At 71.2% G+C, this 23529-nt stretch carries 20 protein-coding genes; 11 read left to right on the forward strand and 9 right to left on the reverse strand.

Going from position 1 to position 23529, the window contains the following annotated elements:
* Positions 1-19 precede the first annotated feature (19 nt).
* Positions 20-853, reverse strand: coding sequence for a flagellar motor protein MotB (locus P9K36_RS25190; protein WP_278306196.1), 834 nt, complete (start codon positions 851-853; stop codon positions 20-22).
* Between the two features lie 42 nt (positions 854-895).
* The gene (locus P9K36_RS25195; RefSeq protein ID WP_043384792.1) at positions 896-1669 is read right to left on the reverse strand and encodes a MotA/TolQ/ExbB proton channel family protein; all 774 of its coding nucleotides are present in this window, start codon (positions 1667-1669) and stop codon (positions 896-898) included.
* A gap of 283 nt (positions 1670-1952) precedes the next feature.
* Here P9K36_RS25195 and P9K36_RS25200 point away from each other — a divergent pair, with 283 nt between their 5' ends.
* On the forward strand, positions 1953-3728 hold the full coding sequence (locus P9K36_RS25200) for a glucan ABC transporter ATP-binding protein/ permease (RefSeq protein ID WP_278306197.1): 1776 nt from the start codon (positions 1953-1955) through the stop codon (positions 3726-3728).
* A gap of 60 nt (positions 3729-3788) precedes the next feature.
* Here P9K36_RS25200 and P9K36_RS25205 read toward each other — a convergent pair whose 3' ends face one another.
* Positions 3789-4661, reverse strand: a complete 873-nt coding sequence (locus P9K36_RS25205) for an alpha/beta hydrolase (RefSeq protein WP_043351465.1) — start codon at positions 4659-4661, stop codon at positions 3789-3791.
* Positions 4640-5512 (reverse strand): YihY/virulence factor BrkB family protein, encoded by an 873-nt coding sequence (locus P9K36_RS25210; RefSeq protein ID WP_043384854.1) that lies wholly within the window; start codon positions 5510-5512, stop codon positions 4640-4642. Before P9K36_RS25210 ends, P9K36_RS25205 begins: the two co-directional genes overlap by 22 nt.
* A 230-nt stretch (positions 5513-5742) precedes the next feature.
* Between P9K36_RS25210 and P9K36_RS25215 the strand changes: the two genes are divergently transcribed.
* From P9K36_RS25215 to P9K36_RS25235, 5 genes are all read left to right on the forward strand, one after another.
* Positions 5743-6651, forward strand: a complete 909-nt coding sequence (locus P9K36_RS25215; RefSeq protein WP_278306198.1) for a DMT family transporter — start codon at positions 5743-5745, stop codon at positions 6649-6651.
* A gap of 85 nt (positions 6652-6736) precedes the next feature.
* Positions 6737-8302: an FAD-dependent oxidoreductase gene (locus P9K36_RS25220; RefSeq protein WP_278306199.1), complete on the forward strand. Its 1566-nt coding sequence runs from the start codon at positions 6737-6739 to the stop codon at positions 8300-8302.
* 128 nt (positions 8303-8430) lie between these two features.
* Positions 8431-8637 (forward strand): hypothetical protein, encoded by a 207-nt coding sequence (locus P9K36_RS25225; RefSeq protein WP_043357188.1) that lies wholly within the window; start codon positions 8431-8433, stop codon positions 8635-8637.
* A 233-nt stretch (positions 8638-8870) separates the two neighbouring features.
* Positions 8871-10553 carry an acyl-CoA dehydrogenase family protein gene (locus P9K36_RS25230; RefSeq protein ID WP_075381037.1) on the forward strand — a complete coding sequence of 561 codons (1683 nt, stop codon included), beginning with the start codon at positions 8871-8873 and terminating at the stop codon, positions 10551-10553.
* A gap of 94 nt (positions 10554-10647) precedes the next feature.
* Positions 10648-13143, forward strand: a complete 2496-nt coding sequence (locus tag P9K36_RS25235) for an EAL domain-containing protein (protein WP_078947376.1) — start codon at positions 10648-10650, stop codon at positions 13141-13143.
* A 29-nt stretch (positions 13144-13172) separates the two neighbouring features.
* Here P9K36_RS25235 and P9K36_RS25240 read toward each other — a convergent pair whose 3' ends face one another.
* Positions 13173-13352 (reverse strand): hypothetical protein, encoded by a 180-nt coding sequence (locus P9K36_RS25240; RefSeq protein WP_043357184.1) that lies wholly within the window; start codon positions 13350-13352, stop codon positions 13173-13175.
* A 249-nt stretch (positions 13353-13601) separates the two neighbouring features.
* Positions 13602-14867: a glycosyltransferase family 4 protein gene (locus tag P9K36_RS25245; protein WP_111473553.1), complete on the reverse strand. Its 1266-nt coding sequence runs from the start codon at positions 14865-14867 to the stop codon at positions 13602-13604.
* A gap of 124 nt (positions 14868-14991) precedes the next feature.
* On the opposite strand from P9K36_RS25245, the gene P9K36_RS25250 reads away from it, so the two are divergent.
* The 5 genes from P9K36_RS25250 to P9K36_RS25270 all read left to right on the forward strand — a co-directional run bounded on the left by P9K36_RS25250 (position 14992) and on the right by P9K36_RS25270 (position 21711).
* Complete coding sequence (locus P9K36_RS25250; RefSeq protein ID WP_111474329.1) at positions 14992-16257, forward strand: glycosyltransferase; 1266 nt, start codon at positions 14992-14994, stop codon at positions 16255-16257.
* A 337-nt stretch (positions 16258-16594) separates the two neighbouring features.
* Positions 16595-16951 (forward strand): phasin, encoded by a 357-nt coding sequence (locus P9K36_RS25255; protein WP_043357179.1) that lies wholly within the window; start codon positions 16595-16597, stop codon positions 16949-16951.
* Positions 16952-17148: 197 nt separating this feature from the next.
* Complete coding sequence (locus P9K36_RS25260; RefSeq protein WP_111473552.1) at positions 17149-17724, forward strand: hypothetical protein; 576 nt, start codon at positions 17149-17151, stop codon at positions 17722-17724.
* A gap of 124 nt (positions 17725-17848) precedes the next feature.
* The gene (locus P9K36_RS25265; RefSeq protein WP_043759637.1) at positions 17849-19108 is read left to right on the forward strand and encodes an N-acetylmuramoyl-L-alanine amidase; all 1260 of its coding nucleotides are present in this window, start codon (positions 17849-17851) and stop codon (positions 19106-19108) included.
* A gap of 170 nt (positions 19109-19278) precedes the next feature.
* Positions 19279-21711 (forward strand): penicillin-binding protein 1A, encoded by a 2433-nt coding sequence (locus P9K36_RS25270; RefSeq protein ID WP_043350075.1) that lies wholly within the window; start codon positions 19279-19281, stop codon positions 21709-21711.
* A gap of 475 nt (positions 21712-22186) precedes the next feature.
* Here P9K36_RS25270 and purQ read toward each other — a convergent pair whose 3' ends face one another.
* From purQ to P9K36_RS25285, 3 genes are all read right to left on the reverse strand, one after another.
* A complete protein-coding gene (gene purQ, locus P9K36_RS25275) occupies positions 22187-22867 on the reverse strand; it encodes a phosphoribosylformylglycinamidine synthase subunit PurQ (RefSeq protein WP_043350073.1) in 681 nt (226 codons plus the stop codon).
* Complete coding sequence (purS, locus tag P9K36_RS25280; protein ID WP_043350071.1) at positions 22867-23106, reverse strand: phosphoribosylformylglycinamidine synthase subunit PurS; 240 nt, start codon at positions 23104-23106, stop codon at positions 22867-22869. The genes purQ and purS overlap by 1 nt, the downstream gene beginning before the upstream one ends.
* A 178-nt stretch (positions 23107-23284) precedes the next feature.
* Positions 23285-23518, reverse strand: a complete 234-nt coding sequence (locus P9K36_RS25285) for a hypothetical protein (RefSeq protein WP_043350069.1) — start codon at positions 23516-23518, stop codon at positions 23285-23287.
* Between the last annotated feature and the right edge of the window lie 11 nt (positions 23519-23529).

Genomic DNA, 23529 nt, shown 5'->3' on the forward strand with positions numbered 1-23529 from the left:
GCCCGACGCCGCGGCGTCCTCACGGCAATCCCTTCACGTTCGGGACCGGCGGGGCCTCCTTGAGCAGCGTCACCGTCACGCGCCGGTTGGCGGGCATGTAGGGGTTGTCGGGGAACATCGGCTCGGTGTCGGCCTTGCCGGCGACCGTGGCGAACCGGTCGTCCGGAACGCCGGCGCCGGCCAGGATCTCCCGGACGCTGACCGCGCGGCCCGCCGACAAGTCCCACGGGGGCGCGGCGGGACGCCGGCCGGGGCGGTCCGTGGCGGTGTGGCCCGTGACGGCGATCCGGTTCGGCATCTGGCGCAGGGCCGGGCCGAGCTTCTCCAGCAGGCGAAGGGTGCGGTCGTTGGGCCGGGTCGAGCCTTCCGGGAACATCGAGCGCCCGTCCTGGTCGACGATCGACACGTCGAGCCCCTGCTCGGTCCGGGCGATCACGACGTTCTTCGACACTTCGGCGAAGTCCGGCAGGCTCTGCAGGGCCTGCCGCAGGGAGGCGGCCGCGAGGCCGAAATTCTCCGGCTCGCCGGTGTCGGTCAGGCCGAATTCGCTGCTCCTGTCGAGCCGCGGCGGCGTGGTCCGGTCGGTGGCCTGCTCGGGAGGGATATCGCGCAGGTGCTTCACGTGGTCGGCGGCCGGCAGGCCGTCGGTCTCGATGATGCCGGCGAACTTGGACTCCGTGTTCACGCCGAAGGCGTCGCGCATGGAGCCCGCCACCATCTGCATCTTCTTCTGGTCCTGCGTCGAATACGCGGCGATCATCACGAAGAAGCTCATCAGCAGCGCCATCAGGTCGGCGAAGGTGACGAACCAGCCGTGGCCGCCATGCGCGCCGCCGCGCTTCTTCCTGGCCATGTCATGCCATCCGCGGGCGCTCCGCCGGGGCTGTCCGGGCGGTCACGCGGCCGCCTCCTCGAACGACCCACGGTGGTGGTGCGGCAGGTAGGCGACGAGCATCTCGCGGACGAGGGTCGGGCTCCTCTGGTCGCGGATCATCAGGATGCCGTCGATGATGAGCGAGCGGGAGACGTCCTCCTCTTCCAGCTTCACGTGCAGCTTGTCGGCGATCGGCAGGGCCACGAGGTTGGCGATGAGCGCGCCGTAGAGCGTGGCCAGAAGCGCGGTCGCCATGGCGGGGCCGAGCTTCGAGGGATCGGACATGTTGGCGAACATCGTCACCATGCCGAGGATCGTGCCGATCATGCCCCAGGCCGGGGCGCAGTCGCCGAAGGCGCGGTAGATCTTCGAGCCTTCGTCGAGGTGCATGAGGAAGTTGTCGCGGTCGCGCTCCATCGTGTCGCGGATGAACTCGCGGTCGTAGCCGTCGGCGACGTAGCGGGCCCCCTGCGCCAGGAAGGGGTCGGAGATCTCTACGTTCTCCAGGGCCATGGGCCCGCTCTTGCGGACCACCTCGGCGATCGTGGTGATCTCCTCGATGAGGTCGTGCGGCCTCACCGCGCGCATGGTGAAGGCGTAGCGCAGGCCCATCGGCAGGCCGTGGGCGATGGTGGCGAAGGGGAAGCGGATGATCGTCGCCATGACCGATCCGCCGAAGATGACGATGACCGCATGCTTGTCGAAATAGGCGGCGAAGTTGCCGCCATCGATCATGATCAGCGTGAACACCACGCCGACGCCGCCCAGCAGTCCGACACCGGTTGCGAGATCCATGGGACGATGACCCGACGGGCTTTCCGGACAGAGCTGCACCGCGCTCGCATCCGCGACGCAGGCGGCCCGTGCCGATCCTAGGGCATCGGGCTGAACGGACCGTAAAGGCGACTGTTTCGAACCTGTATCAGTCCGTCATCGCCCGTTCAGGCGGGCGCTGGCATACCCGTTTCCCAAGAGGGGTTTGACCCGGATTCGGCGCTGAAGCCGGCCGTGCGAACCCGTCAGAGACGGCGTGAGACCCGGGTCACACGGGCCGCGCCAGGGGTGGCGGAGCGGTACGATGGTTCGTCTGTACGGGCGGGTCCTGGGTTTCCTGAAGGCGGAGCGTCGGCTGGCCATAGGCTTGGCCGTAACCAACGTCGTCCTGGCGATCGCGGCCTTCGCCGAGCCCCTGCTGATGGGCCGGATCATCGACCAGCTGACCCATCTCAAGCGCGGCGGCGACGCCATGGGCACCATGCTGCCGCTGCTCGCCGCCTGGGTGGCGTTCGGCTTCTTCACCATCGCGGCGGGCGTGTTCATCGCGCTCCACGCCGACCGGCTCGCCCACCGCAACCGGCTGTCGTCGATGGCGAGCTACTTCGAGCACGTCCTCGACCTGCCGCTCGCCTTCCACTCGGCCAACCATTCCGGCCGGGTGCTCAAGGCGATGCTGGAGGGCACCAACGGCATGGCGTGGCTGTGGCTCGGCTTCTTCCGCGACCACCTCGTCGCCCTGGTCTCGCTCGGCGTGCTCCTGCCGATGACCCTCCTGATCAACTGGCAGCTCGGCTCGATCCTGGTGGTGCTGGTGCTGGCCTTCACGGCGCTCACCACCTTCGTGATGCGCCGGACCGAGGCGCTCCAGGGGCAGGTCGAGGAGTTCAACTCGGGTCTGGCCGCCCACGCCTCGGACGCGCTCGGCAACGTCGCGGTGATCCAGTCCTTCACCCGCGCCAAGGCCGAGAAGGACGCGATGCGCGGCATCATCACCAACCTGCTCGCCGCGCAGATCCCGGTCCTGTCCTGGTGGGCGCTCGCCAACGTGGCGACCCGCGCCTCGGCGACCATCACCATGACGGCGATCTTCGTCACCGGCATCTGGCTCTATCAGGCCGGCACCACCACGGTGGGCGAGGTCGTGGCCTTCATGAGCCTCGCCACCGCCTTCGTGGCGCGCCTCGACCACGTGGTGGGCTTCGTCAACGGCCTGTTCCAGCAGGCGCCCAAGATCGCCGAGTTCTTCGAGATCTACGACACCGTCCCGGCGGTGGCCGACCGGCCGCAGGCCCGGCAGGTGGCGCGCTTTGCCGGCGAGGTCACCTTCGAGGACGTCGCCTTCTCGTACGATGGCCGGCGTCAGGCGCTCGACGGCGTCTCGTTCTCGGCGAAGCCCGGCGAGACGATCGCGCTGGTGGGCACCACCGGATCGGGCAAGTCGACGACGCTCGGCCTCCTGCACCGCAGCTTCGACCCGGCCGCCGGCGCGATCCGCATCGACGGGATGGACATCCGCGACGTCGGCCTGTCGTCCCTCCGCCACAACATCGGCGTGGTGTTCCAGGAGCCGATGCTGTTCGCCCGCTCGATCCGCGAGAACCTGCAGGTCGGCTGCCCCGACGCCACGGATGACGAGATGCTCGACGCCCTGGAGCGCGCCCAGGCCAGCGCCTTCATGGCGCGCCAGCCCGCCGGGCTCGACACGGTGATCGGCGAGCGCGGCCGGTCGCTCTCGGGCGGCGAGCGCCAGCGGCTCTCGATCGCCCGGGCGCTCCTGAAGAACCCGCCGATCCTGATCCTCGACGAGGCGACCTCGGCGCTGGACGCGGCCACCGAGCGCAAGCTCCAGGGCGCGCTGGAGACCGTGATGGAGGGCCGCACCACCTTCGTGATCGCCCACCGCCTCGCGACGATCCGCGACGCCGACCGCATCCTGGTGTTCCACGAGGGCCGGATCGTCGAGGCCGGCACCTTCGACCAGCTGGTGGGGCAGAATGGGCGCTTCGCCGAGCTCGCCCGGGCCCAGTTCATGGCGGCGGAGGCGGAGGACGACGAGGGGCTGGCGCTGGCCGCGTGAGGCTGCCCGGGCGCCGCTGCGCGCACGCCGTCCGCCTCCCCGTGCGGGGAGGGGACGCCCTCACGCCCACCCGATCCGCGCGAAGAACCCCGCGATCTCCGCGGCGGCCCGGTCGGGATCCTCCCGGTGGGGGAAGTGCCCCACCCCCGGGAACAGCGCCAGATCGAGATCCGAGAAGGTCTCGCCCAGGCGGTCGGTCCAGGCGAAGGGAAAGATCGGGTCGTGCTCGGCCCAGCGCACGCAGGTCGGCACGCCGATCGGCGGCAGGGCCGGGGCCTCGCCCTTGAGCATCGCGATCCGCCCGGCATGGGCGGCCCGGTAATGCGCGAAGCCGCCCGCGAGGTTTCCGGGCTTCAGGAAATTGTCCACGAAGGCGTCCAGCACCGGGTCGAACGCTCCCGTCCGGTGCGACCAGTGGCGCAGGAAGTGGCCGATATAGGCGGCGCAGCTCTCCCGGCTGGCGCCCACCAGCGTCACCGCCAGGTCCATCTGGTTGAAAGACTGGTACCAGATCTCGGTGAGGCGGTCCGGCGCCCCGAGCCGGGGGCCGATCCCCGGATAGACGAAGTCGAACAGGAACAGGCCGGCGCACCGCTCCGGGTGAGACCGGGCGAGGGCCTGGATCACCGCTCCGCCGACATCGTGGCCGACGATGCCGGCGCGGTCGATCCCGAGGGCGTCGAGGAGCGCCACCATGTCGGCGGCCTGCTCCGGCGGGCCGAAGGCGCCCGCGGGCTTGTCGCTGTCGCCGAAGCCGCGCAGATCCGGGGCGATCAGGGTGTGGCGGGCGGCCAGGCGCGCCATCACGGGCTCCCAGGTCAGCCAGAATTCCGGCCAGCCGTGGAGCAGCAGCAGCGGCGTGCCCGTGCCGCAGCGCGCCACATGCAGATCGGCGCCGTTCGCGCGGATCGTCAGGTGCTCGATCCGGTCCATCGTCCCTCCCTCTCGGCCCGGCGGGCCAGCATCTTCGCCTGCAGGCGGCTGCGGCGGGCGGCGATCACCGTGCCGTTGATCTCGCCGCCGAACAGGAACATGGCGGCGAGCCAGTAGAGGAACACCAGGAACACCATCGCGGTAGCCAGACCCCCATAGGTCGACGCGTAGGCGTTGGAGAACCGGTCGAGGTAGTAGCCGAAGCCGAGGCCGGCGAAGAACCACAGGACCAGCGTCACCCCGATCCCCGGCAGCACCGACAGGATCGAGCGCCGTCCGGCCGCCACGAACTTGTGGGCGATGACCAGGACGACGGTCAGCAGCAGGGCCGTCACGGCGATCCGCCCGATCGCCACGGTGAGGCTCAGGGGCTCCAGCCCCGGCGCCACCAGGACGACGTTGCGCCAGATCAGCGGCCCCAGCACCACGAGCAGCGCGAAGGCCAGCATCGCGAACGCCCCGCAGATCACGTAGCCGATCGATTCGAGGCGGGTCAGCCACCAGGGCCGACTCTCGCGCAGCCCGTAGGCCCGGTTCAGCCCGACCCGCAGGCTCTCGACCCCCGAGGAGGAGAAGTACAGGGCGAACAGCGCGCCGAGCGTCAGCACGCCGCTGCGCTGCTCGGTGAGCACCCGGTGGACCTCGCCGACGATCGGCTTGGCGATCTCCCGGGGCCAGGCGTCGAAGATCAGCACCCCGGCCTCGTCGGCGAGCGACTGCGTGCCGAACAGGCCGGCCAGCGCCGCCAGCAGGATCAGGAACGGGAACAGCGAGGTCAGGCTCGAGAGCGCGATGTGGCTCGCGATCGCCCAGCCGTCATGGGAGACGAAGCGCTGCGCGGCGACGCCCATGATCTGCAATCCGCTGCGGAGAGGTTTCACGGGTGTCCAACGATCCTCGATCTCGTGATCCTCCCCGGGGAGAGGCCCGCCGATGAACGGTGCCGGCACCCGCGCGTCAACGCCGCCGGCCGGATCCGGTCCCGATCGCCGCCCGGTGACGCGTCCGCGCCACGCCGGTCCCCGGTGGCGGCCGCGCTCCGGCGGGCGGACGCGATCACCGTTGCGCCCGGCGCGCCGGCATGCTCCGTCCGGCGGGCATGCCTACGCTCTCACGCCCGTCGCCGCTCGCGGCCGGCGCCCTTCCGGCGCTGTTCATCCCGATCTGGGCCACGGGTTTCATCTCCGCCCGGGCGGTGGTGCCGCACGTGGATCCGCTGGCCTTCACGGCAATCCGCTTCACGGCCGTCGCCCTGGTGCTGGCGCTGATCGCCACGGCCTCCCGGGTGCGCTGGCCCGGGGACCGGGCGGGCTGGCGCGACCCCGTCATCGCGGGCTTCCTGATGCAGGGGGTCTACCTGTCGGGGGTCTTCTGGGCGGTGAGCCACGGGCTGCCGGCCGGCATCGCCGCCCTCGTCGGCAGCCTCCAGCCGCTGCTCACCGCACTCCTGGCGCAGCCGCTGCTGGGCGAGCGCGTCAGCGGGCGGCGGGCCCTGGGCATAATGATGGGCTTTGTCGGCACGGGCCTCGTGCTCGCCCCGAAGCTCGGGGCCACGGACCCGTCCGGGATCCCGCCGCTGGCGCTCGCCGTCAGCCTCCTGGCGGTGCTGGCGCTGACCCTCGGCACGCTCTGGCAGAAGCGCACCGGCGGCCGGGTCGATCTGCTGGCCGGCGCGACCCTCCAGTTCGTCGGCGGCATGGCCTGCGCCATCCCGCTGGCGCTGGCCTTCGGCAGCACCGCGTTCGACCCCGCCCCCGCCCTGTGGCTCGGCCTCGGCTGGGCGGTCCTGGTCAACTCGGTCGCGGGGATCCTGCTGCTGCTGGTGCTGATCCGGCGGGGGGCGGTGGCGGGCGTCGCCGCCCTGTTCTTCCTGGTGCCCCCGGTCGCGGCCGTGCTCGGCTACCTGCTGTTCGGCGAGGTGCTGACCCCGCTGCAAGGCGCCGGCATGGCGCTCGCCGCCCTCGGCGTGGCGGTGGCGAGCCGGGGCTGAGGCGCCGGGCCTGCGACGGAAGGCGCGGAAACCCTTCGGGGCTTCGCGGTTTGGTGCGCACGGGCCGGTACCGGGCGAGGCGAGGATGGACCAAGAACACCTGGATTCGGGCAAGCCCCGCGAGATCCGCCTCGCCCTCGACGCGATCCCGCTCGGCGGCAAGGCCGAGGGCAAGGCGGGCGACGACGCGGTGCTGTTCGTGCGCGACGCCGACGGCGTGCGCGCCTTCCAGGCCAAGTGCCCGCATCTCGGGGCGCCGCTCGCCAAGGGCGAGATCTGCGGCGGCCGGCTCTACTGCCCCTGGCACAAGGCGGCCTTCGCCCTCGCCGACGGCAGCCTGGAGGAGCCGCCGGCGCTGGACGCGCTCACCCGCTATCCCGTCCGGATCGAGGGCGGCGAGGCGGTGGCGACGCTGACCCCCGAGCCCGCTCCGGCCCGGCACGCCCGGACGCCCCTCGGACAGGTCCTGATCGTCGGCACCGGGGCGGCGGCGGCCGCCTGCATCACAACGCTCCGGCGCGAGGGTTTTGCGGGCGCGATCACGATGGTCGGCCGCGAGGGGCACCCGCCCTACGACCGGACCAAGCTGTCCAAGCAGTTCCTGGCCAAGCCCACCCCGGCGGAGAAGACCCTGCTAGAGCCGGATTTCTCCGCCGCCCACCAGGTCGAGCGGATCGAGGCCGAGGCGGTCCGGATCGATCCGGCGCGCCTCAGCGTCACCCTGGCGGACGGCCGGGTGCTCACCGGCGACGCGCTGCTGATCGCCACCGGCAGCCGTGCGGTGGTGCCGGACTTCGACGGCCGCGATCTCGACGGCGTGATGACGCTCCGCAGCCTCGACGATGCGGTGCGGCTCAGCGCCGCGGCGGAGCAGGCCAAGCGCGTGGTGGTGATCGGCGCGGGTTTCATCGGCCTGGAGGCCGCGGCCTTCCTGACCAAGCGCGGCCTGTCGGTGACGGTGCTGGCGCGGGAGGAGATCCCCTTCGCCAAGCGCTTCGGCGAGGCCGTGGGCGCGGCGCTGAAGCGCTACCACGCCGGCAACGGCGTGACCTTCGTGACCGGCAAGGTCGCGCGGATCGCCGGCACCGGCTCCGTCGAGGCCGTCGAGACCGCGGACGGCACGCGGCTGCCGGCCGATCTCGTGCTGATCGGCGCCGGCGCCGCGCCGGAGACCGGGATCGTCGCCGGGGTGGAGCCGGACGAGACCGGCGGCCTCCCGGTCGGCGCCGATCTGAAGCTCGCCGACAACGTCTGGATCGCCGGCGACATCGCGGCCTTCCCGGAGCGCGGCAGCGGCGTCACCGCCCGGATCGAGCACTGGCGTCTGGCGCAGCAGCACGGCACCCACGTCGCCCGGGCGATGCTGGGCGCCACCGGCGCCTTCGCGGGCGCGCCGTTCTTCTGGAGCAACCAGGGCGACAAGCGCCTGGATTACGGCGGCTACGCGCCGGATTTCGATCGGATCATCCTGCAGGGCGATCCGGCGGCGCTGGACTTCATCGCCTATTATGTCCGCCAAGACCGGGCCGTGGCCGCCTGCAGCATCGGCCGCAACCCGGCCTTCACGGCGTTCCTGCACCTGCTGGGCGAGGGACGCGTGCCCAGCCCGGAGGCAATCGAGTCGGGTGCGGATCTCACCGCGCTGGTGTGACCCGCTCCGTCATCGCTATGCTCCGCTCGCGAGGACGGGCGTCCGGGCCGATGGAACCAGTTCCGGCGGCCCATCTTTCGGTAGACGCCGCCCGCCGTCTCGAGAGTCGGGCCCATACGGGAGGCCCCATGAACCAGATCATCGTCGTCGCGCTCATCTGCGCCGCCTCCGTCCAGGCCCCGGACTGCTCCCGCGAGACCGCCCTCGACGTGGTCACCGGGCCGGCCCACACGCTCCAGGAATGCCTCGTTCAGGGCCCGGTGCTGGCAGCCAGTACAGGCTTCAAGGGCGAGGACGGGGCCTACGTGAAGACGCGCTGCGAGCAGAGGCGCTGAGCCGGGCACGGTCTGGCGAACAGCTTTCGGCAGGGCGGCGGACGGATCATCAGTGTCGGGACCGACGCGTATCGCCGCACCGGCCCGGCCTTGACTTTCATGGGCTGCGCATCGGCCCGTGAGCTCCGGCATTCAACTTGAGTTCAAGGCGAGCCAAACGAAATCTGCTTCGGCTCCGGCCCGCGACAGGTTAAAAGACCCGATCCAAGAAGACGCCACGCGAGCAGGAAACCATGTCCGCATCCCCCGCCATCCAGACCGAGCCGCAGGATATCGCCACCCTCGCCAGGGCCGCCGGCGAGAGCGTCAAGGCCCTCGTCGCGGAGGCGACCCGCCGGGTCCGCACGCGGATCCTCGGAACGGACGGGCGTATCGACGCGGCCAAGCTCGAGGGCGAGCAGCATGCCGCCCACGGGCTCGCATGGCTCGCGACCTACGCGGAGGCGGTCGCCGAGCTCGGCGGCTACGCCGAGCGCCTCCAGGCCGAGGGCCGGTTCGGCGAGACCGAGTCGCTCCTCGTCCGGATCGGCGCCGGCGAGTATCTCGACCAGCTGTTCTCCGGCATCCCGATGAGCCAGGGCGAGATGGTCCGCCTCACCGGCTCGCTCGGCCTCTCCGCCAAGGAGGTGGCGCAGTACCGCACCGACGCCGTCGAGACCCTGATCGCCGAGGGGAACACCCCCGAGAACCGCGCCGCCCTGGTGGCGCGGATGCGCGACGGCAGCGGCTCGGCCACGGTCGGCGCCTCGGGCCTCGACGAGGACATGGAGGCGATCCGCTCCGAGATGCGCCGCTTCGGCAAGGCCGAGGTGGTCGATCAGGCGCACGAGTGGCACCTGAAGAACGCCTACATCCCGATGGAGATCGTCACCAAGATGGCCGAGCTCGGCGTCTTCGGCCTGACGATCCCGGAGGAATACGGCGGCATGGGCCTGCCGAAGACCGCCATGTGCGTGGTCTCGGAGGAGCTGTCGCGCGCCTATATCGGCGTCGGCTCGCTCGGCACCCGCTCGGAGATCGCCGCTGAGCTGATCCTGTGCGGCGGCACCGAGGAGCAGAAGCAGCGCTTCCTGCCCAAGATCGCCAGCGGCGACATCCTGCCCACGGCCGTCTTCACCGAGCCGAATACCGGCTCCGACCTCGCCTCGCTCCGCACGCGGGCGGTGAAGGACGGTGACACCTGGAAGATCACCGGCAACAAGACCTGGATCACCCACCCGGTCCGCGCCGACATCATGACGGTGCTCGTCCGCACCAAGCCCGAGGAGAAGGGCCACAAGGGCCTCTCCATGCTGATCGCCGAGAAGCCCCGCGGCACCGACGCGGAGCCGTTCCCGGTCCAGGGCCTGTCGGGCGGCGAGATCGAGGTGCTCGGCTACCGGGGCATGAAGGAGTACGAGCTCGCCTTCGAGGGATTCGAGGTGCCCGCCGGCAACCTGCTGGGCGAGGTCGAGGGCAAGGGCTTCGCCCAGCTGATGCAGACCTTCGAATCGGCCCGCATCCAGACCGCGGCCCGGGCCATCGGCGTCGCCCAGTCGGCCCTCGACGTCGGCCTGCGCTACGCCGAGGAGCGGGTCCAGTTCGGCAAGGCGCTGGTCAACTTCCCGCGGGTCGCCGACAAGCTCGCCATGATGGCGGTGGAGATCAACATCGCCCGCCAGCTCACCTATTTCTCGGCCCGCGAGAAGGATGCCGGCAAGCGCTGCGACCTGGAGGCCGGCATGGCGAAGCTGCTGGGCGCCCGCGTCGCCTGGGCGGCGGCCGACAACGCCCTGCAGATCCACGGCGGCAACGGCTTCGCGCTGGAATACCCGGTGAGCCGGATCCTGTGCGACGCCCGCATCCTCTCGATCTTCGAGGGCGCCGCGGAGATCCAGGCCCAGGTGATCGCCCGCCGGTTGCTCGAGGCGGCCTGAAAATCGAGATCAAACTGGGGAATAGTACGTATCATGGGATTATAAGTCGGCTCATGAACCCGGCTTAAACGAAGTCCCAGCTTCCTGGCCCCCGGTGAACAACTGGGGCGGCTCGGTGACCGCGCACGACGACGACGGACAGACGGGCCGCAACATCCTTCGGCGCTGGCAGGATTGCCGGACGCCGGGGGCGCCGATCCCGTCCTACGAGGCCGTCGTGCTCGGGAGCCTCGGCCGCCTCGCCGACCGGGCCGCCCTGGTGACCACCCGGAACGGCCAGGCCGCCCGGATCCTCTGGGCGGGCCAGGAATTCGGCGCCTGGCTCGCGCAAGGGTCGGAAGGTCCGTCGGCGGAACCCTGTCCCAGCGAGACCGTCCCGGTCGACGCGCTCCCGATCGAGCTGCGCGAGCCCGTCGGCGAGATGGTCGCGGCCGCCCTCGGATCCGGCCAGCCCGCCTACAGCCGGTGCGATCGCCTGGATGCCGGCGTCGTGACCTCGACCCGCCTCGTCGGTGTGCCCCTCGACAACCGCTGGGGCGAGCCGTTCGTGCTGATCGGGTTCGACGGGGCGAGCGTCCGGACCGAACTCGTCCAGGCGATGTTCACCGCCACCGACCAGGGGATCCTGGCCCTCAGCACGATCCGTGACGCGGCGGGCCACCCGATCGATTTCAAGATCGTCGCCCTCAACCGCGGCGCCGAGCGCCTCCTGGAGCGGCCCGCCGCGGTCCTGCAATGGCAGCGCATCGGCCAGCTCTTCCCGGGGGCGATCACCGCGCGGACGATCGCGACGCTCGCCGCCATGGTCGAGCGGGGCGGGCGCTCCGCCTTCGAGCTGAGCCGCCCCCGGTCCGACGGCGGCACGCTCTACCTCAAGGTCGAGGCGGGCTGCGTCGGCGATCTCCTCTCGGTCACCATGACGGATGTCGGCGACATCAAGGCCCGGGAGGCCTCGTTCCGGCTCCTGTTCGAGAACAACCCGGTCCCGATGTGGGTCGTGGCCGACGCGCGCGACCGCTTCCTGGCGGTCAACGACGCGGCCGTCGCCCATTACGGCTACAGCCGCGAGCAGTTCCTGAGCCGGGCGCCGGCCGATCTCGCCATGCCCCCCGACGCGGCGCCGGGGCTCGGCCTGCCGCCCACCGGCGCCCTCCACCGGCGCGCCGACGGCTCGGCGATCGAGGTCTCCCTGTTCCAGCGGGCGATGCCGTTCGAGGGGCGGCAGGCCGTGCTCGAAGCCGCCATCGACATGACGGAACGCCGGAGGGCCGAGGCCCGCATCGCCCACATGGCGCACCACGACGCGCTCACCGGGCTGCCGAACCGCGTGCTGTTCCGGGACCGCCTCGCCGAGGCGATCTCCCGCCACGCCCGGGACGGGGAGGCGGCGGTGCTGCTCTGCCTCGACCTCGACAAGTTCAAGATCGTCAACGACACGCTGGGCCATCCGGTCGGCGACGCGCTCCTGCGCGAGGCGGCCGAGCGGATCGCCGGCTGCCTGCGCAAGGACGACCTCGTGGCCCGGCTCGGCGGCGACGAGTTCGCCATCCTGGTAGGGGGGATGGATCTCCCGGCCCTGGCCGACGGGCTGATCGCCCGGGTGATCGCCGAACTCGGCCGGCCCTTCCGCCTGGACGGCCAGGATTGCCATATCGGCACCAGCATCGGGGTCGCCTGCCTGCCGCGGGACGGCACCGATCCCGAAACCCTGATGAAGAACGCCGACCTCGCCCTGTACCGGGCGAAGGCCGAGGGCGGCGGCACCTTCCGGTGCTTCGAGCCGGAGATGGATGCCTGGGTGCAGGCGCGGCGGCGGCGCGAGAACGAGCTGCGCGAGGCCTTCGCCCGCGGCCAGTTCTCGCTGGTCTACCAGCCGCTGATGGATGCCCGTTCCGACCGGATCCTGGCCTTCGAGGCGCTGCTGCGCTGGTCCCATCCGGACCACGGCCCGGTTTCGCCGGCCGAGTTCGTGCCGCTGGCCGAGGAGACCGGCCTGATCGTCCCGATCGGCGCCTGGGTGATGCAGACCGCCTTCGCGGAGGCGGCGACCTGGCCGGAGGCGATCCGCCTCGCCGTGAACCTCTCCCCGATCCAGTTCCGCAACCGCAGCCTGGTCGAGACCGTGCGCGGCGCCCTCGCGACCTCGGGCCTCGACCCGCGGCGCCTCGAGCTGGAGATCACCGAATCGGTCCTGCTCGCCGACAGCGCCGCCAATCTCGCGACCCTGCATGAGCTGCGGGCCCTGGGCATCCGGATCGCGATGGACGATTTCGGCACCGGCTATTCGAGCCTCGGCTACCTGCGCAGCTTCCCGTTCGACAAGATCAAGCTCGACCGCTCCTTCGTGAGCCAGGTCGGCGAGAACACCCATTGCACGGCGATCGTGCGGGCGGTGGCGAGCCTGGGCGCCAGCCTCGGCATCGCCACCACCGCTGAAGGGGTGGAGACCGTCGAGCAGCTCGCGATGCTCCGCGCGGAGGGCTACGACGAGGTCCAGGGCTTCCTGTTCAGCCGTGCGGTCCCGGGGCCCGAGGCCCGCCGCCTGATCGACCGCGGGCGGGAGCCGGTCCCGGACGACCGGGCGGCCTGACGGCCGCCCGGCCGGTGCAGGCCCGGGGCCTACTTGGTGATCTTCACCGACACCGGATCGCTCGACGGGAAGGTCTCCTCCAGGGCCTCGTCCAGGCGCTCGTTCAGCTTCTCCTGCTTGTTGTCGGGGTTCTTGGCGTCGCCCGGCTTGGCGCTGCCCTGCTGGAAGCCCGGCTTGGCTTCGTTCGGCTTGTTTTGGGTCTCGGCCATGTCGCTCACTCGTCCGTGACGGAGGCACGCAAGGGTGCTGGTGGGCATCAACGCGAGGGACGGCGGGTGTATCCGATCTTTCCGGCGGCCGCATGGGCTTTCCGGTCGAAGCGTCCGGCCCATGGCCTCGCCGGCGTCACCCGCGCGGCGTCGGGATCCGCGGCAGCGCGACGGGCAGCGCGACGGGCGGCGCGGCGCCGACGGGCTGGCTCCGCGTCCCGCGCACGGACGGCCGAACCGGCGGCAGGGTCAGGCGGTCGCGAGCGGCCGATCGACCGGGCTCAGGCCCCTCCTGCGGGCGGTGGCCCCGCGCATCACCGTCTCGTAGACGCCCTCGAGGCGGTCGAGATGGGCGTCGAGGCTCAGGGGCGCCGTCCAGTAGCGGTCGTGGGCGGCCCGGCCCATCCGGGCGGCGAGGCCGTCGTCGGTCAGGCGGCGCAGATGGGCGGCGAGCGCCTCCGGATCGCCGGAGCGGAACCAGAACCCGGTCTCGCCATCGATCACCGCCTCCCGCCCCGCGCAGGCATCGCTGACGATCACCGGCGCCCCGCAGGCCAGGGCCTCGTAGACGGTGAGCGGCTGGCCCTCGTACCAGACGCTCGGGAAGACCAGCGCCCGGGCTTGGCGCATCAGCGCCTGTACGCCGGCGGCGTCGCGCCAGCCGAGCATGACGGCCTCGGGATGGCGCGCCGCGAGATCGGCCCGCTGGGGGCCGTCGCCGACGAAGACCGCCCGCACCCCCGCGCGCTTGGCCGCGTCCGCGAAGATCGGCGCGCCCTTCTCGGTGGAGATCCGCCCGACGAACAGGAAGTCGCCCGGCGCGCCCTCCCGCAGGGGCGCCTGCACCACCGCGATCGGGTTGTCGACCCGGTGGAACACGGTGCCGGGGGGCATCAGCGGCCGGACGACGCTTTCCTGCAGATCGCTGATCGTGACGACGTGGGCGAACAGATCCGGCAGCCGGGCCACGTGGGCGAGGCCGGCATGGCGGACCATCCGGGCCACCTTGCGCGGGTAGCTGCGTGCGTCGCAATGCGCCGCGATGCAGGCGGCCGACATCGGGGTCCGATGGCAGATCCGCTGCTCCGGATAGGCGTAGAAGCCGCCGGTGGGGCAGACGAGGAAGAACTCGTGCATCGTGTAGAGGCACGGCAGCCCGGAGGCCCGGATCGCCGGGCCGATCGACGGCGACAGCGCCTTGGCGAAGGCGTGGACGTGGACGAGGGTGTCCCGGGGGTCGCAGGCGGCGAGTTCCCGCGCGAGGGCGCGGCGTGCCGCGCCGTTCCAGATCGCCTGGGCGGCGAAGGCCAGTTTGCTGCGCGCCGTGGTGACGTCGTCCTGCTCCAGGCAGACCACCCGGATTCCGGCGGGCTCCAGCCGGGGGTCCACCGGGCCGACCGCGGCGAACAGGCTGACGCGGATCCCCCGGGCGGCGAGCCCCAGGGCGGATTCGATCGCGACCTTGGCCTGGCCGCCGTTGATCGCGGCGTGGTCTGCGACGAAGACGACGTGCACGTCAGGAATTCCGCCGCTCTGATCCGGGGCAAAGATCTGTATCCGGCCGCGGTTGATCCCCCGTAAACCGCTCTCCTTCATCCTCCCGGCTCCCGAGACCGACGCGATCCCCGGGAGGGACACCGTGCATGTCGTGATCCTGGCCGAGTTCGCGGCCGCCAGCGGCGGGGCCGAGAAGGTGGCGCTGGAATCGGCCCGCGGGCTCGCCGAGGCCGGTCTCGCCGTCACCTACATCCAGGCGATCTCGGGGGCCGTCGATCCGCTCCTCGACCATGCCGGGATCCAGCGGATCGATCTCGGCCTGCCCGACATCTGGTCGCTCGGTGCCGCGCGGGCGGCTGCCGCCGGGATCTGGCACGCCGCCGCCGCCCGCCGCCTCACCGCGGCTCTCGCGGGCCTCGCCGCGCCGCCGGACTGTATCCACCTGCACCAATGGACCCGGACCCTGTCGCCGGCGATCGTTCCGGTCCTGTCGAAGACCGGGGTGCCGCTGGTCGTCACGCTGCACGACTACGCCCTGGCCTGCCCGAACGGCGTCTATTACCGCTTCGACCGGGCCGAGCCCTGCGGGCTCGCCCCCCTGTCGGCCGCCTGCCTTGCGGCGCCCTGCGATCCCCGCAGCCGGGGGCACAAGCTCGTGCGGGTCGCCCGTGCCGCGGCGCTGCGGCAGGTCGTCGGTCGGGCCAGCCGGCACCATCCGCTGCACGTCGTCCATGTCTGCGACGCCAGCCGGCAGCGGCTGGGCGCTCTGCTCGGCGGCTACGCCCTCACACATCATCGGATCGACAACCCCGTCCGGCTTCCGGAGGGGCCCGCGGCCGCGCCCGCCCGCGGCGACGCGATCGCCTATGTGGGGCGCCTGACCCGCGAGAAGGGCGCCGACCTCGTGGCCGACGCCGCGCGGAGGGCCGGACTTCCGGCCCTGTTCATCGGCGCCGGCCCCCTGGAGGCGGAGCTGCGTGCCCGGGACGGCGTGGAGGTGATCGGATGGCAGAGGCCCGAGGCGGTCTGGGCTACGCTCCGGACCCGCGCCCGGGCGCTGGCGGCGCCGTCGCGCTGGTACGAAACCGGCCCGCTCACCGTCTACGAGGCGCTGGCGGCCGGCATCCCGGTCGTGGCCTCCGACCGCTCCGGCGCCGCCGAGAAGGTCCGGCACGGCCGGACCGGATTCGTGCTCGCACCGGAGGTCGGGCCCCTCGCCGAGGCCTTCACGGCGCTCCGGGACGACGCCCTGGCGGCGTCGCTCGGAGCGGAGGCCCGCAGGCTCTTCCGCACCGCGCCGATGGGCCTGGACGCCCATGCGGCGGCGCTCCGGGGGCTCTACGCCCGTCTGTCCGGAGCCGCGGCTGGTGCGATGCAGCATCCGGATTCGCTGGCCCAGCCGCGATGATCCGAGGCGGCCCGGCCCGTCTGGTATACCACAAGCATTCACGATCCGTTCGTGCCCCTCTGGACAGGCAGATCGTTTTTTGCGAAGCGGCCTCTTGCCGGGATCGGCAATCTTGGCCGATCGGATAAATGGCGCAGCTTGCACGCAATCTGCTATCGGGGCTGCAGCCGCGATGCGATGACTGTGCGAGATCATCGGATCTGCATTTTATCGGGCTTCCGGGTCCTGCATGGCCCCCGAAGCATGCACTTGACTTCTTGTTGCGGTGCAACATATAGAAGCGCGTCAACGCGGACGCATCCGGCGTCCCGCTCCATGAACGTTGCTGGAGACATCGATGCAGACCCCGAACTTCGAGATCCCGACCGAGATGCGCGACTTCGCCGAGAAGAGCGTCGATCAGGCTCGGACCGCTGTCGGCACCATGATGACGAACGCCGTGAAGGTCGCCGAGCAGGTCCAGACCTCGGGTCAGACCTTCCAGTCGACCCTGACCGCCGCGGTCGCGAAGGGGTTTGATCACGCGCAGGCCAACGCCAACGCGACCTTCGACTTCGCCCAGAAGCTGGTGCGCACGAAGGATCTCCGCGAGGCGTTCGAGCTCCAGTCCGAGTTCGTCCGCAGCCAGTTCGCCGCGCTCCAGGCCCAGGCCAAGGATTACGGCGCCCTCGCCCAGAACGCCGCCGCCCGCTGAGGCCGGCGCGCCGTCCCCGATCCTCGATCGGGGACACGATACGGGATCCGGAGGGCGCGCGGCGCCGACCGGATCCGAGGCTCTGACACCCGGGCGTCACGGGTCCGAGGCCGACACCGCGGGCGAGCCGGCTGCGCACGACCCTCCGGCCGCCGCTCCGTCAGGACGGCCTGACGCCGACAGGAGGAGATCGCGCGATGGGAAAGCCGCGTCGACCGAGGGGAGGCCGCCCCGCCGGATTACCCCAACCGCTCCGGAAGGCGCTGGCCCCGGCCGAGTTCCGCCCTGCGCCGATCGCCGAGGACGCACCCGCGCCGGCGAGCGACGTTTCCGTCGAGACCCACGAGCCGCAGGCCGAGCCGGCCCAGGCGGCGCCCGCGGCGACCACCCCGGTCCTGCCCGAGACCGCCTCTGAGGTGCAGACCGAGGTGCCGGCCGATGGGCCGACCGAGACGGCCGCGCAGCCGGTCCCCGAAGCCGGTGCCGCGGCGGATATCGCCCTCCCGCCGGTGCCGGACGCCGTCGACGTCCCACACCGGATCGTCTTCACCCCCGACCGCTTCGATGTCGTCGAGATCGGCTCGACCATCGCCCGCTACGTGCGCTGCGAGGGCGAGGCGGCCCTGGCGCATCTGCGGGCGCTCTCGGGCGCCCGGTCGCCGGCCGAGGTGATTCGCCTGCAGGTCGGCGAGGTCCAGCGGGCCGCCGACGCGTCCCTGACCTGCTGGGTCACGGTCATCGGTCAGACGAGCCGCGTGGTCGCGTACCGCTGAAGCGGCGCGGGACTTGTCGCATCCCGGCAACACGGGCCCCCGGATCGAACCGGCGGCGGCAACCGTCCGTTAACCAAGTCGGTCCCATGCCGTAACGGAGGGCACGGGAAACGACACCGGACCGATGCCGAACTGCGCGCGCCTGATCCGTACCGCATGGCTTCGCCTGGCCGTGGCGCTTCTGCCGGCCCTGGCGGGAGCGCCGGTTGCCGCGCAGAACGGCGAGAAGCCCGCCGTCGCCATCGGGGCCGACCTCGCGAGCCAGGCCGGCGGCACGCGCCTGACCCTGACCCTGTCCCGGGCCGTCGAGGCCCGCGGCTTCGTGATGGAGCGGCCGGACCGGGCGGTGATCGACTTGCCCGAGGTCAACTTCCAGCTCGAATCCGGGACCGGCAGCCGCCGCGACGGGCTCGTCCAATCCTTCCGCTACGGCCTGTTCGCCCCAGGCCGCTCCCGCATCGTGATCGACCTCACCGCCCCCGCCACCGTCGGCAGGATCGAGTCGGTGACGCGGGCCCGCGACGGCGCGGTGCTGCTCACGATCCCGCTCCAGCGCGCCGACCGCGACGCCTTCCGCAAGGCCGCGGCCGCCGCGGATCCCGCCCCCGCCCAGGCCCGCAGCGCCCCGCCGGAACCGACCGACCAGCGCCCGCTGATCATGGTCGATGCCGGCCACGGCGGCACCGATCCCGGCGCCATCGCGGTGGGCGGCGTGTTCGAGAAGGATATCGTGTTCGGCTTCGCCCAGGCGCTGGTGGAGAAGCTGGAGGCGGCCGGGCGCTACCGGGTCCGGATGACCCGCGACCGGGACGTGTTCGTGCCCCTCGCCGACCGGGTGCGCCTCGCCCGCGAGGCCAAGGCCGACCTGTTCGTGTCGATCCACGCGGATTCGATCTCGGCGGCCCCCCAGGTGCGGGGCGCCACGATCTACACCAATGCTGAGAAGGCCACGGACGCCGAATCCGCCAAGCTCGCGGAGCGCGAGAACCGGGCCGACGCCGCCGCGGGCGCCGACGCCGCCGAGGCGCCGCCGGACATCGCCGACATCCTGCAGGAGCTGACCCTGCGCGAGACCCGCGGCTTCTCGTCGGGCTTCGCCCGCACGCTGATGGGCCAGCTCGCCCCCGTGATCGAGATGAGCGCCAAGCCCCACCGCGAGGCGCGCTTCGTGGTGCTGCGCTCCCCCGACGTGCCGAGCGTGCTGGTGGAGCTGGGCTATCTCTCCAGCAAGCGCGACCTGGAGATGCTGCAATCGCCGGAGTGGCGGGCGGGCGTCACCGGCTCCATGGCCAAGGCGATCGATCTGTTCTTCACCAACCGCGCCACCCTGGGGCGTCCGACGGTCATGCGCCGCTCGGCCGCTGTCGCCCCAGTTTCACCATAGAATGCGTGTCGATACGGGACGTCCGAACGCCCCGTCGCACCGCCGTCGAAACCGGCATTCCGAAGGGGCCTGACGGGAGCATCCGGGGGCTGACCGCATCGAGAGCGGACGCACGCGCCGGATGAGCCGATTCCGGCATTCGGCCGGGCCAGCGACGAGCGGAACACCGGATGCGTCTGATCCTTCGTTTCTTCGGGATCCTGTTCAGCGCTGGCGCGGTGCTGTTCGTGGTCGGCGCGGCGGTGGGCGGGTACTTCTACTGGAAGTACAGCCAGGACCTGCCCGACCACGCGGCGCTCGCCAATTACGAGCCGCCGGTGATGACCCGCGTCCACGCGGCGGACGGTTCGCTGCTCGCCGAATATGCCCGCGAGCGCCGGCTGTACCTGCCGATCCAGGCGATGCCCAAGATCGTCGTCGCGGCCTTCCTGTCGGCCGAGGACAAGAATTTCTACAAGCACGGCGGCATCGACCCCGAGGGGATCGTGCGCGCCTTCCTGACCAACGCCAAGTCGGGCAAGCGGCAGGGCGCCTCGACCATCACCCAGCAGGTCGCCAAGAACTTCCTGCTCTCCTCCGAGCAGACCTACGACCGCAAGATCAAGGAGGCGCTGCTGGCCCTCCGGATCGAGGCGGCCTACTCGAAGGACAAGATCCTCGAGCTGTACCTCAACGAGATCTTCCTCGGCACGATCGTCCCGGGCCGCAACCTCCACGGCGTGGCGGCAGCGGCGTTGGATTACTTCGGAAAATCGGTCCACGAGCTGACCATCAACGAGGCGGCCTACCTCGCCGCCCTGCCGAAGGGGCCGAACAACTACCACCCCTACCGCAAGACCCAGGCGGCGCTGGACCGCCGCAACGAGATCATCCGCCTGATGGCGGAGAACGGCTACATCACCAAGGAGGAAGCGGATTCCGCCAAGAAGATGCCGCTCGGCGTCAACCCGCGCGTCGCCTTCCCGAACGCCGCCAACGCCAACTACTTCACCGAGGAGGTCCGCCGCGAGATCTCCGAGCGCTACGGCGAGAAGAAGCTCTACGAGGGCGGCCTCTCGGTGCGCACGACCCTCGATCCGAAGATGCAGGGCTGGGCCCGCAAGGCGCTGGTCGACGGCCTCGTGCGCTACGATCAGGCCCATGGCTGGCGCGGGCCGGTCACCAAGGTCGACCTGACCGGGCGCGACTGGGGCATGGCGGCGGCCGAGGTTCCGGCGCTGGGCGACGTGGCACCGTGGCGCCTCGCCGTGGTGCTGGGCAATGGCGGCGGCGGCGTGCAGATCGGCCTGCAGCCCAAGCGCGAGGCCTCCGGCCAGGTGGTCAAGGACCGCGAGACCGGCGTGATCACGCCCGAGGGCATGCGCTGGGCCGGCCGCGCCAACCTCCAGCCCGGCGACATGGTCTATGTCGAGGCGATGGATGGCGGCCGCGGCCAGTTCCGCCTGCGCCAGAAGCCCGAGGTCTCCGGCGCCATCGTGGCCATGGACCCGAATACGGGCCGGGTGCACGCGATGGTCGGCGGCTTCTCGTACGACGAATCCGAGTTCAACCGCGCCACCCAGGCGATGCGCCAGCCCGGCTCCTCGTTCAAGCCGATCGTCTACTCGGCGGCGCTGGACAACGGCTACACGCCCGCCTCGATCATCCAGGACACCCCGATCACCATCGAGGCCGGCCCCGGCCAGGAGGCCTGGACGCCCTCGAACTACGACGGCAAGTCCGGCGGCCCCCACACCCTGCGCTACGGCATCGAGCACTCGAAGAACCTGATGACGGTGCGGCTCGCCAAGGATGTCGGCATGCCGCTCATCGCCGAGTACGCCCGCCGCTTCGGCGTCTACGACGACATGCTGCCGGTTCTTCCGATGTCGCTGGGCGCGGGCGAGACCACGGTGATGCGCATGGTCACCGCCTACTCGATGCTGGCCAATGGCGGCCGGCGCATTAGGCCGACCCTGATCGACCGGATCCAGGACCGTATCGGCGAGACCATCTACCGCCACGACAACCGCAAATGCATCGGCTGCGACGCCGAGAAGTGGTCCGGCCAGGACGAGCCGAAGCTGGTGGACGATTCCGAGCAGGTGCTCGACCCGCTGACCGCCTACCAGATGGTCTCGATCATGGAGGGCGTGGTCCAGCGCGGGACCGCGACGATCCTGAAGCAGATCGGCAAGCCGCTCGCCGGCAAGACCGGCACGACCAACGACGCCAAGGACGCGTGGTTCGTGGGCTTCTCGCCGGATCTGGCGGTCGGCATCTATATCGGCTTCGACAAGCCGCGCTCGCTCGGCGACCGCGCCACCGGCGGCGGGCTGGCGGCGCCGATCGCCCTGGAGTTCCTCAAGACCGCCCTCAAGGACAAGCCGCCGACGCCGTTCCGCGTGCCCCCGGGGATCAAGCTGATCCGCATCAATCTCGCCAGCGGCACCCGTGCGGGGTCCGGCGAGGGCGCCGGGACCATCCTGGAGGCGTTCAAGCCCGGTACCGCACCGGCGGATTCCTACGTGGCGCCGTCGTCCTCGGGCGGCGGCCAGGCCGCCGCCCCCGCGGCGGTCCCGGCCGATCCCGACCGGGCCGCGCAGGCCGGCGGATTGTACTGAGGCGACCGGTCCCGGCTCGCGCTCCGCTCAAGTCGGGTCTGCCCGAGTCGAGTCTGCCCAGGTCGGGTCCGCCCGGCCTGGGCTTTCTGTTGCGGATCCCGAGCGTGCGCAGCGCCGACGCCGGAGCGGCGTTCTGAAACCGCGGCATGGCCTCGACGAGGGTCACGGATCCGGCCTCATCCTGTCCCCCTCCCGCGTGGGATCAGGGTGCCTGCCCTGGACGATTCAGGGTTCTTGCCGTCGTTCCGGGGCGCGGCAGCGGCCCTGCGCGGTCCGGAAGACGTGGCTCGCGCGATCCGCGCTCCGGCATCCGCGCAGAAAAAAGCCGCCCCGGATGGAGCGGCTCGAAGAGTCATCAGGGAGGCATCAAAACAGAGCGGACGAACATGTCCAACTCGACATCCAGATCACTGGATGCCTCTTTATGCCCCGGAAACCTTAATCGGCAGTTAATACAAATCTTCGGCCGGTGATCTCAGGCCGCCAGACTGTCGAACAGGCCGCGCCCGTCGGTTCCGCCGATCAGGTCTTCGACGAAGTTCTCCGGGTGCGGCATCATCCCGAGCACGTTCCCGGTCTCCGACAGGACGCCCGCGATGGCGTTGAGGGAGCCGTTGCGGTTGGCCTCCACGGTGATGGCGCCGGTGGCGTCGCAGTACCGGAAGGCGACCCGGCCCTCGCCTTCGATCCGCGCCAGCGTCTCGGGATCGGCGAAGTAATTGCCTTCCCCGTGGGCGACGCAGACGTCGATGACCTGACCCGGGGCGTAGGCGCTGGTGAAGCGGGTGTCGGTGCGCTCGACCCGGAGCGTCTGGCGGTGGCAGATGAAACGCCGGTCGACGTTGCGCATCAGCACGCCTGGCAGGAGGCCGGATTCGCACAGGATCTGGAAGCCGTTGCAGATGCCGAGCACGAGTCCGCCGCGCGCCGCGTGGGCCCGCACCGCATCCATGGCGGCGGCCCGGCCGGCGATGGCGCCGCAGCGCAGGTAGTCGCCGTACGAGAAGCCGCCGGGCAGCACGGCGAGGTCGGTGCCGGCGGGCAGTTCGTGGTCCGCGTGCCAGACGAGGCTCACCTGCGCGCCGGATCGCCGCAGGGCCCGGACGACGTCCGATTCGCGGTTGGAACCCGGGAAGACGACGACCGCGGCGTGCATCAGAGGATCTCGATCGCGTAATTCTCGACGACGGTGTTGGCCAGGAGCTTCTCGCAGGCCGTGCGCAACGTCGCCTCCGCGGCGGCGCTGTCGACCGCCGAGACCTCGATGTCGAAGACCTTGCCCTGCCGGACGCCGTCGACGCCCTCGATGCCGAGGGATCTGAGTGCGGCCTCGATCGCCTTACCCTGCGGGTCCAGCACACCGGTCTTCAGGGTGACGATGATACGGGCTTTCATGGATCTTCGGGTCTCACGCGTGTCCGGGACGGGAGTGTGACCTGCGACATCGTCACACAGACCGCCGCGGACCGCTTCTAGCAGGAAGGCCGCCGAACTGTCGAACACCCCGCACGCATGGGGATAATTCCGGTATTCGGTGCAACTTGACGAATATTTCTAGAGCAGGCGCACTCGCTCAGCGATGCGTGGCCGGGCTCCGCAGCGGCTCGATGCTGGTGGCCCGGCGCCAGAGCTGGAGCATGACCCAGGCCGCGAACAGGCTGAACACGCCCATCAGGACGTGTCCCACCCGCTCGCCGAGATCGAAGATGCCCGCGATGGCCCAGCCCGCCGCGATGGCCACGGCGAACACCTCGGTGCCGACGAGGACCATCATGCTGATGATGGTGATGGCGTTGCGCCCGTTCACGAGATCCGCCC

The sequence above is a fragment of the Methylobacterium sp. 391_Methyba4 genome (genome assembly GCF_029691625.1).
Classification (GTDB): Bacteria; Pseudomonadota; Alphaproteobacteria; order Rhizobiales; family Beijerinckiaceae; genus Methylobacterium; species Methylobacterium fujisawaense.

Coding starts and splice junctions, on each gene's coding strand:
- P9K36_RS25190 (WP_278306196.1), bottom strand. CDS start 853: ATGGCCAGGAAGAAGCGCGGCGGCGCGCATGGCGGCCACGGCTGGTTC.
- P9K36_RS25195 (WP_043384792.1), bottom strand. CDS start 1,669: ATGGATCTCGCAACCGGTGTCGGACTGCTGGGCGGCGTCGGCGTGGTG.
- P9K36_RS25200 (WP_278306197.1), top strand. CDS start 1,953: ATGGTTCGTCTGTACGGGCGGGTCCTGGGTTTCCTGAAGGCGGAGCGT.
- P9K36_RS25205 (WP_043351465.1), bottom strand. CDS start 4,661: ATGGACCGGATCGAGCACCTGACGATCCGCGCGAACGGCGCCGATCTG.
- P9K36_RS25210 (WP_043384854.1), bottom strand. CDS start 5,512: ATGGGCGTCGCCGCGCAGCGCTTCGTCTCCCATGACGGCTGGGCGATC.
- P9K36_RS25215 (WP_278306198.1), top strand. CDS start 5,743: ATGCTCCGTCCGGCGGGCATGCCTACGCTCTCACGCCCGTCGCCGCTC.
- P9K36_RS25220 (WP_278306199.1), top strand. CDS start 6,737: ATGGACCAAGAACACCTGGATTCGGGCAAGCCCCGCGAGATCCGCCTC.
- P9K36_RS25225 (WP_043357188.1), top strand. CDS start 8,431: ATGAACCAGATCATCGTCGTCGCGCTCATCTGCGCCGCCTCCGTCCAG.
- P9K36_RS25230 (WP_075381037.1), top strand. CDS start 8,871: ATGTCCGCATCCCCCGCCATCCAGACCGAGCCGCAGGATATCGCCACC.
- P9K36_RS25240 (WP_043357184.1), bottom strand. CDS start 13,352: ATGGCCGAGACCCAAAACAAGCCGAACGAAGCCAAGCCGGGCTTCCAG.
- P9K36_RS25255 (WP_043357179.1), top strand. CDS start 16,595: ATGCAGACCCCGAACTTCGAGATCCCGACCGAGATGCGCGACTTCGCC.
- P9K36_RS25260 (WP_111473552.1), top strand. CDS start 17,149: ATGGGAAAGCCGCGTCGACCGAGGGGAGGCCGCCCCGCCGGATTACCC.
- P9K36_RS25265 (WP_043759637.1), top strand. CDS start 17,849: ATGCCGAACTGCGCGCGCCTGATCCGTACCGCATGGCTTCGCCTGGCC.
- P9K36_RS25270 (WP_043350075.1), top strand. CDS start 19,279: ATGCGTCTGATCCTTCGTTTCTTCGGGATCCTGTTCAGCGCTGGCGCG.
- purQ (WP_043350073.1), bottom strand. CDS start 22,867: ATGCACGCCGCGGTCGTCGTCTTCCCGGGTTCCAACCGCGAATCGGAC.
- purS (WP_043350071.1), bottom strand. CDS start 23,106: ATGAAAGCCCGTATCATCGTCACCCTGAAGACCGGTGTGCTGGACCCG.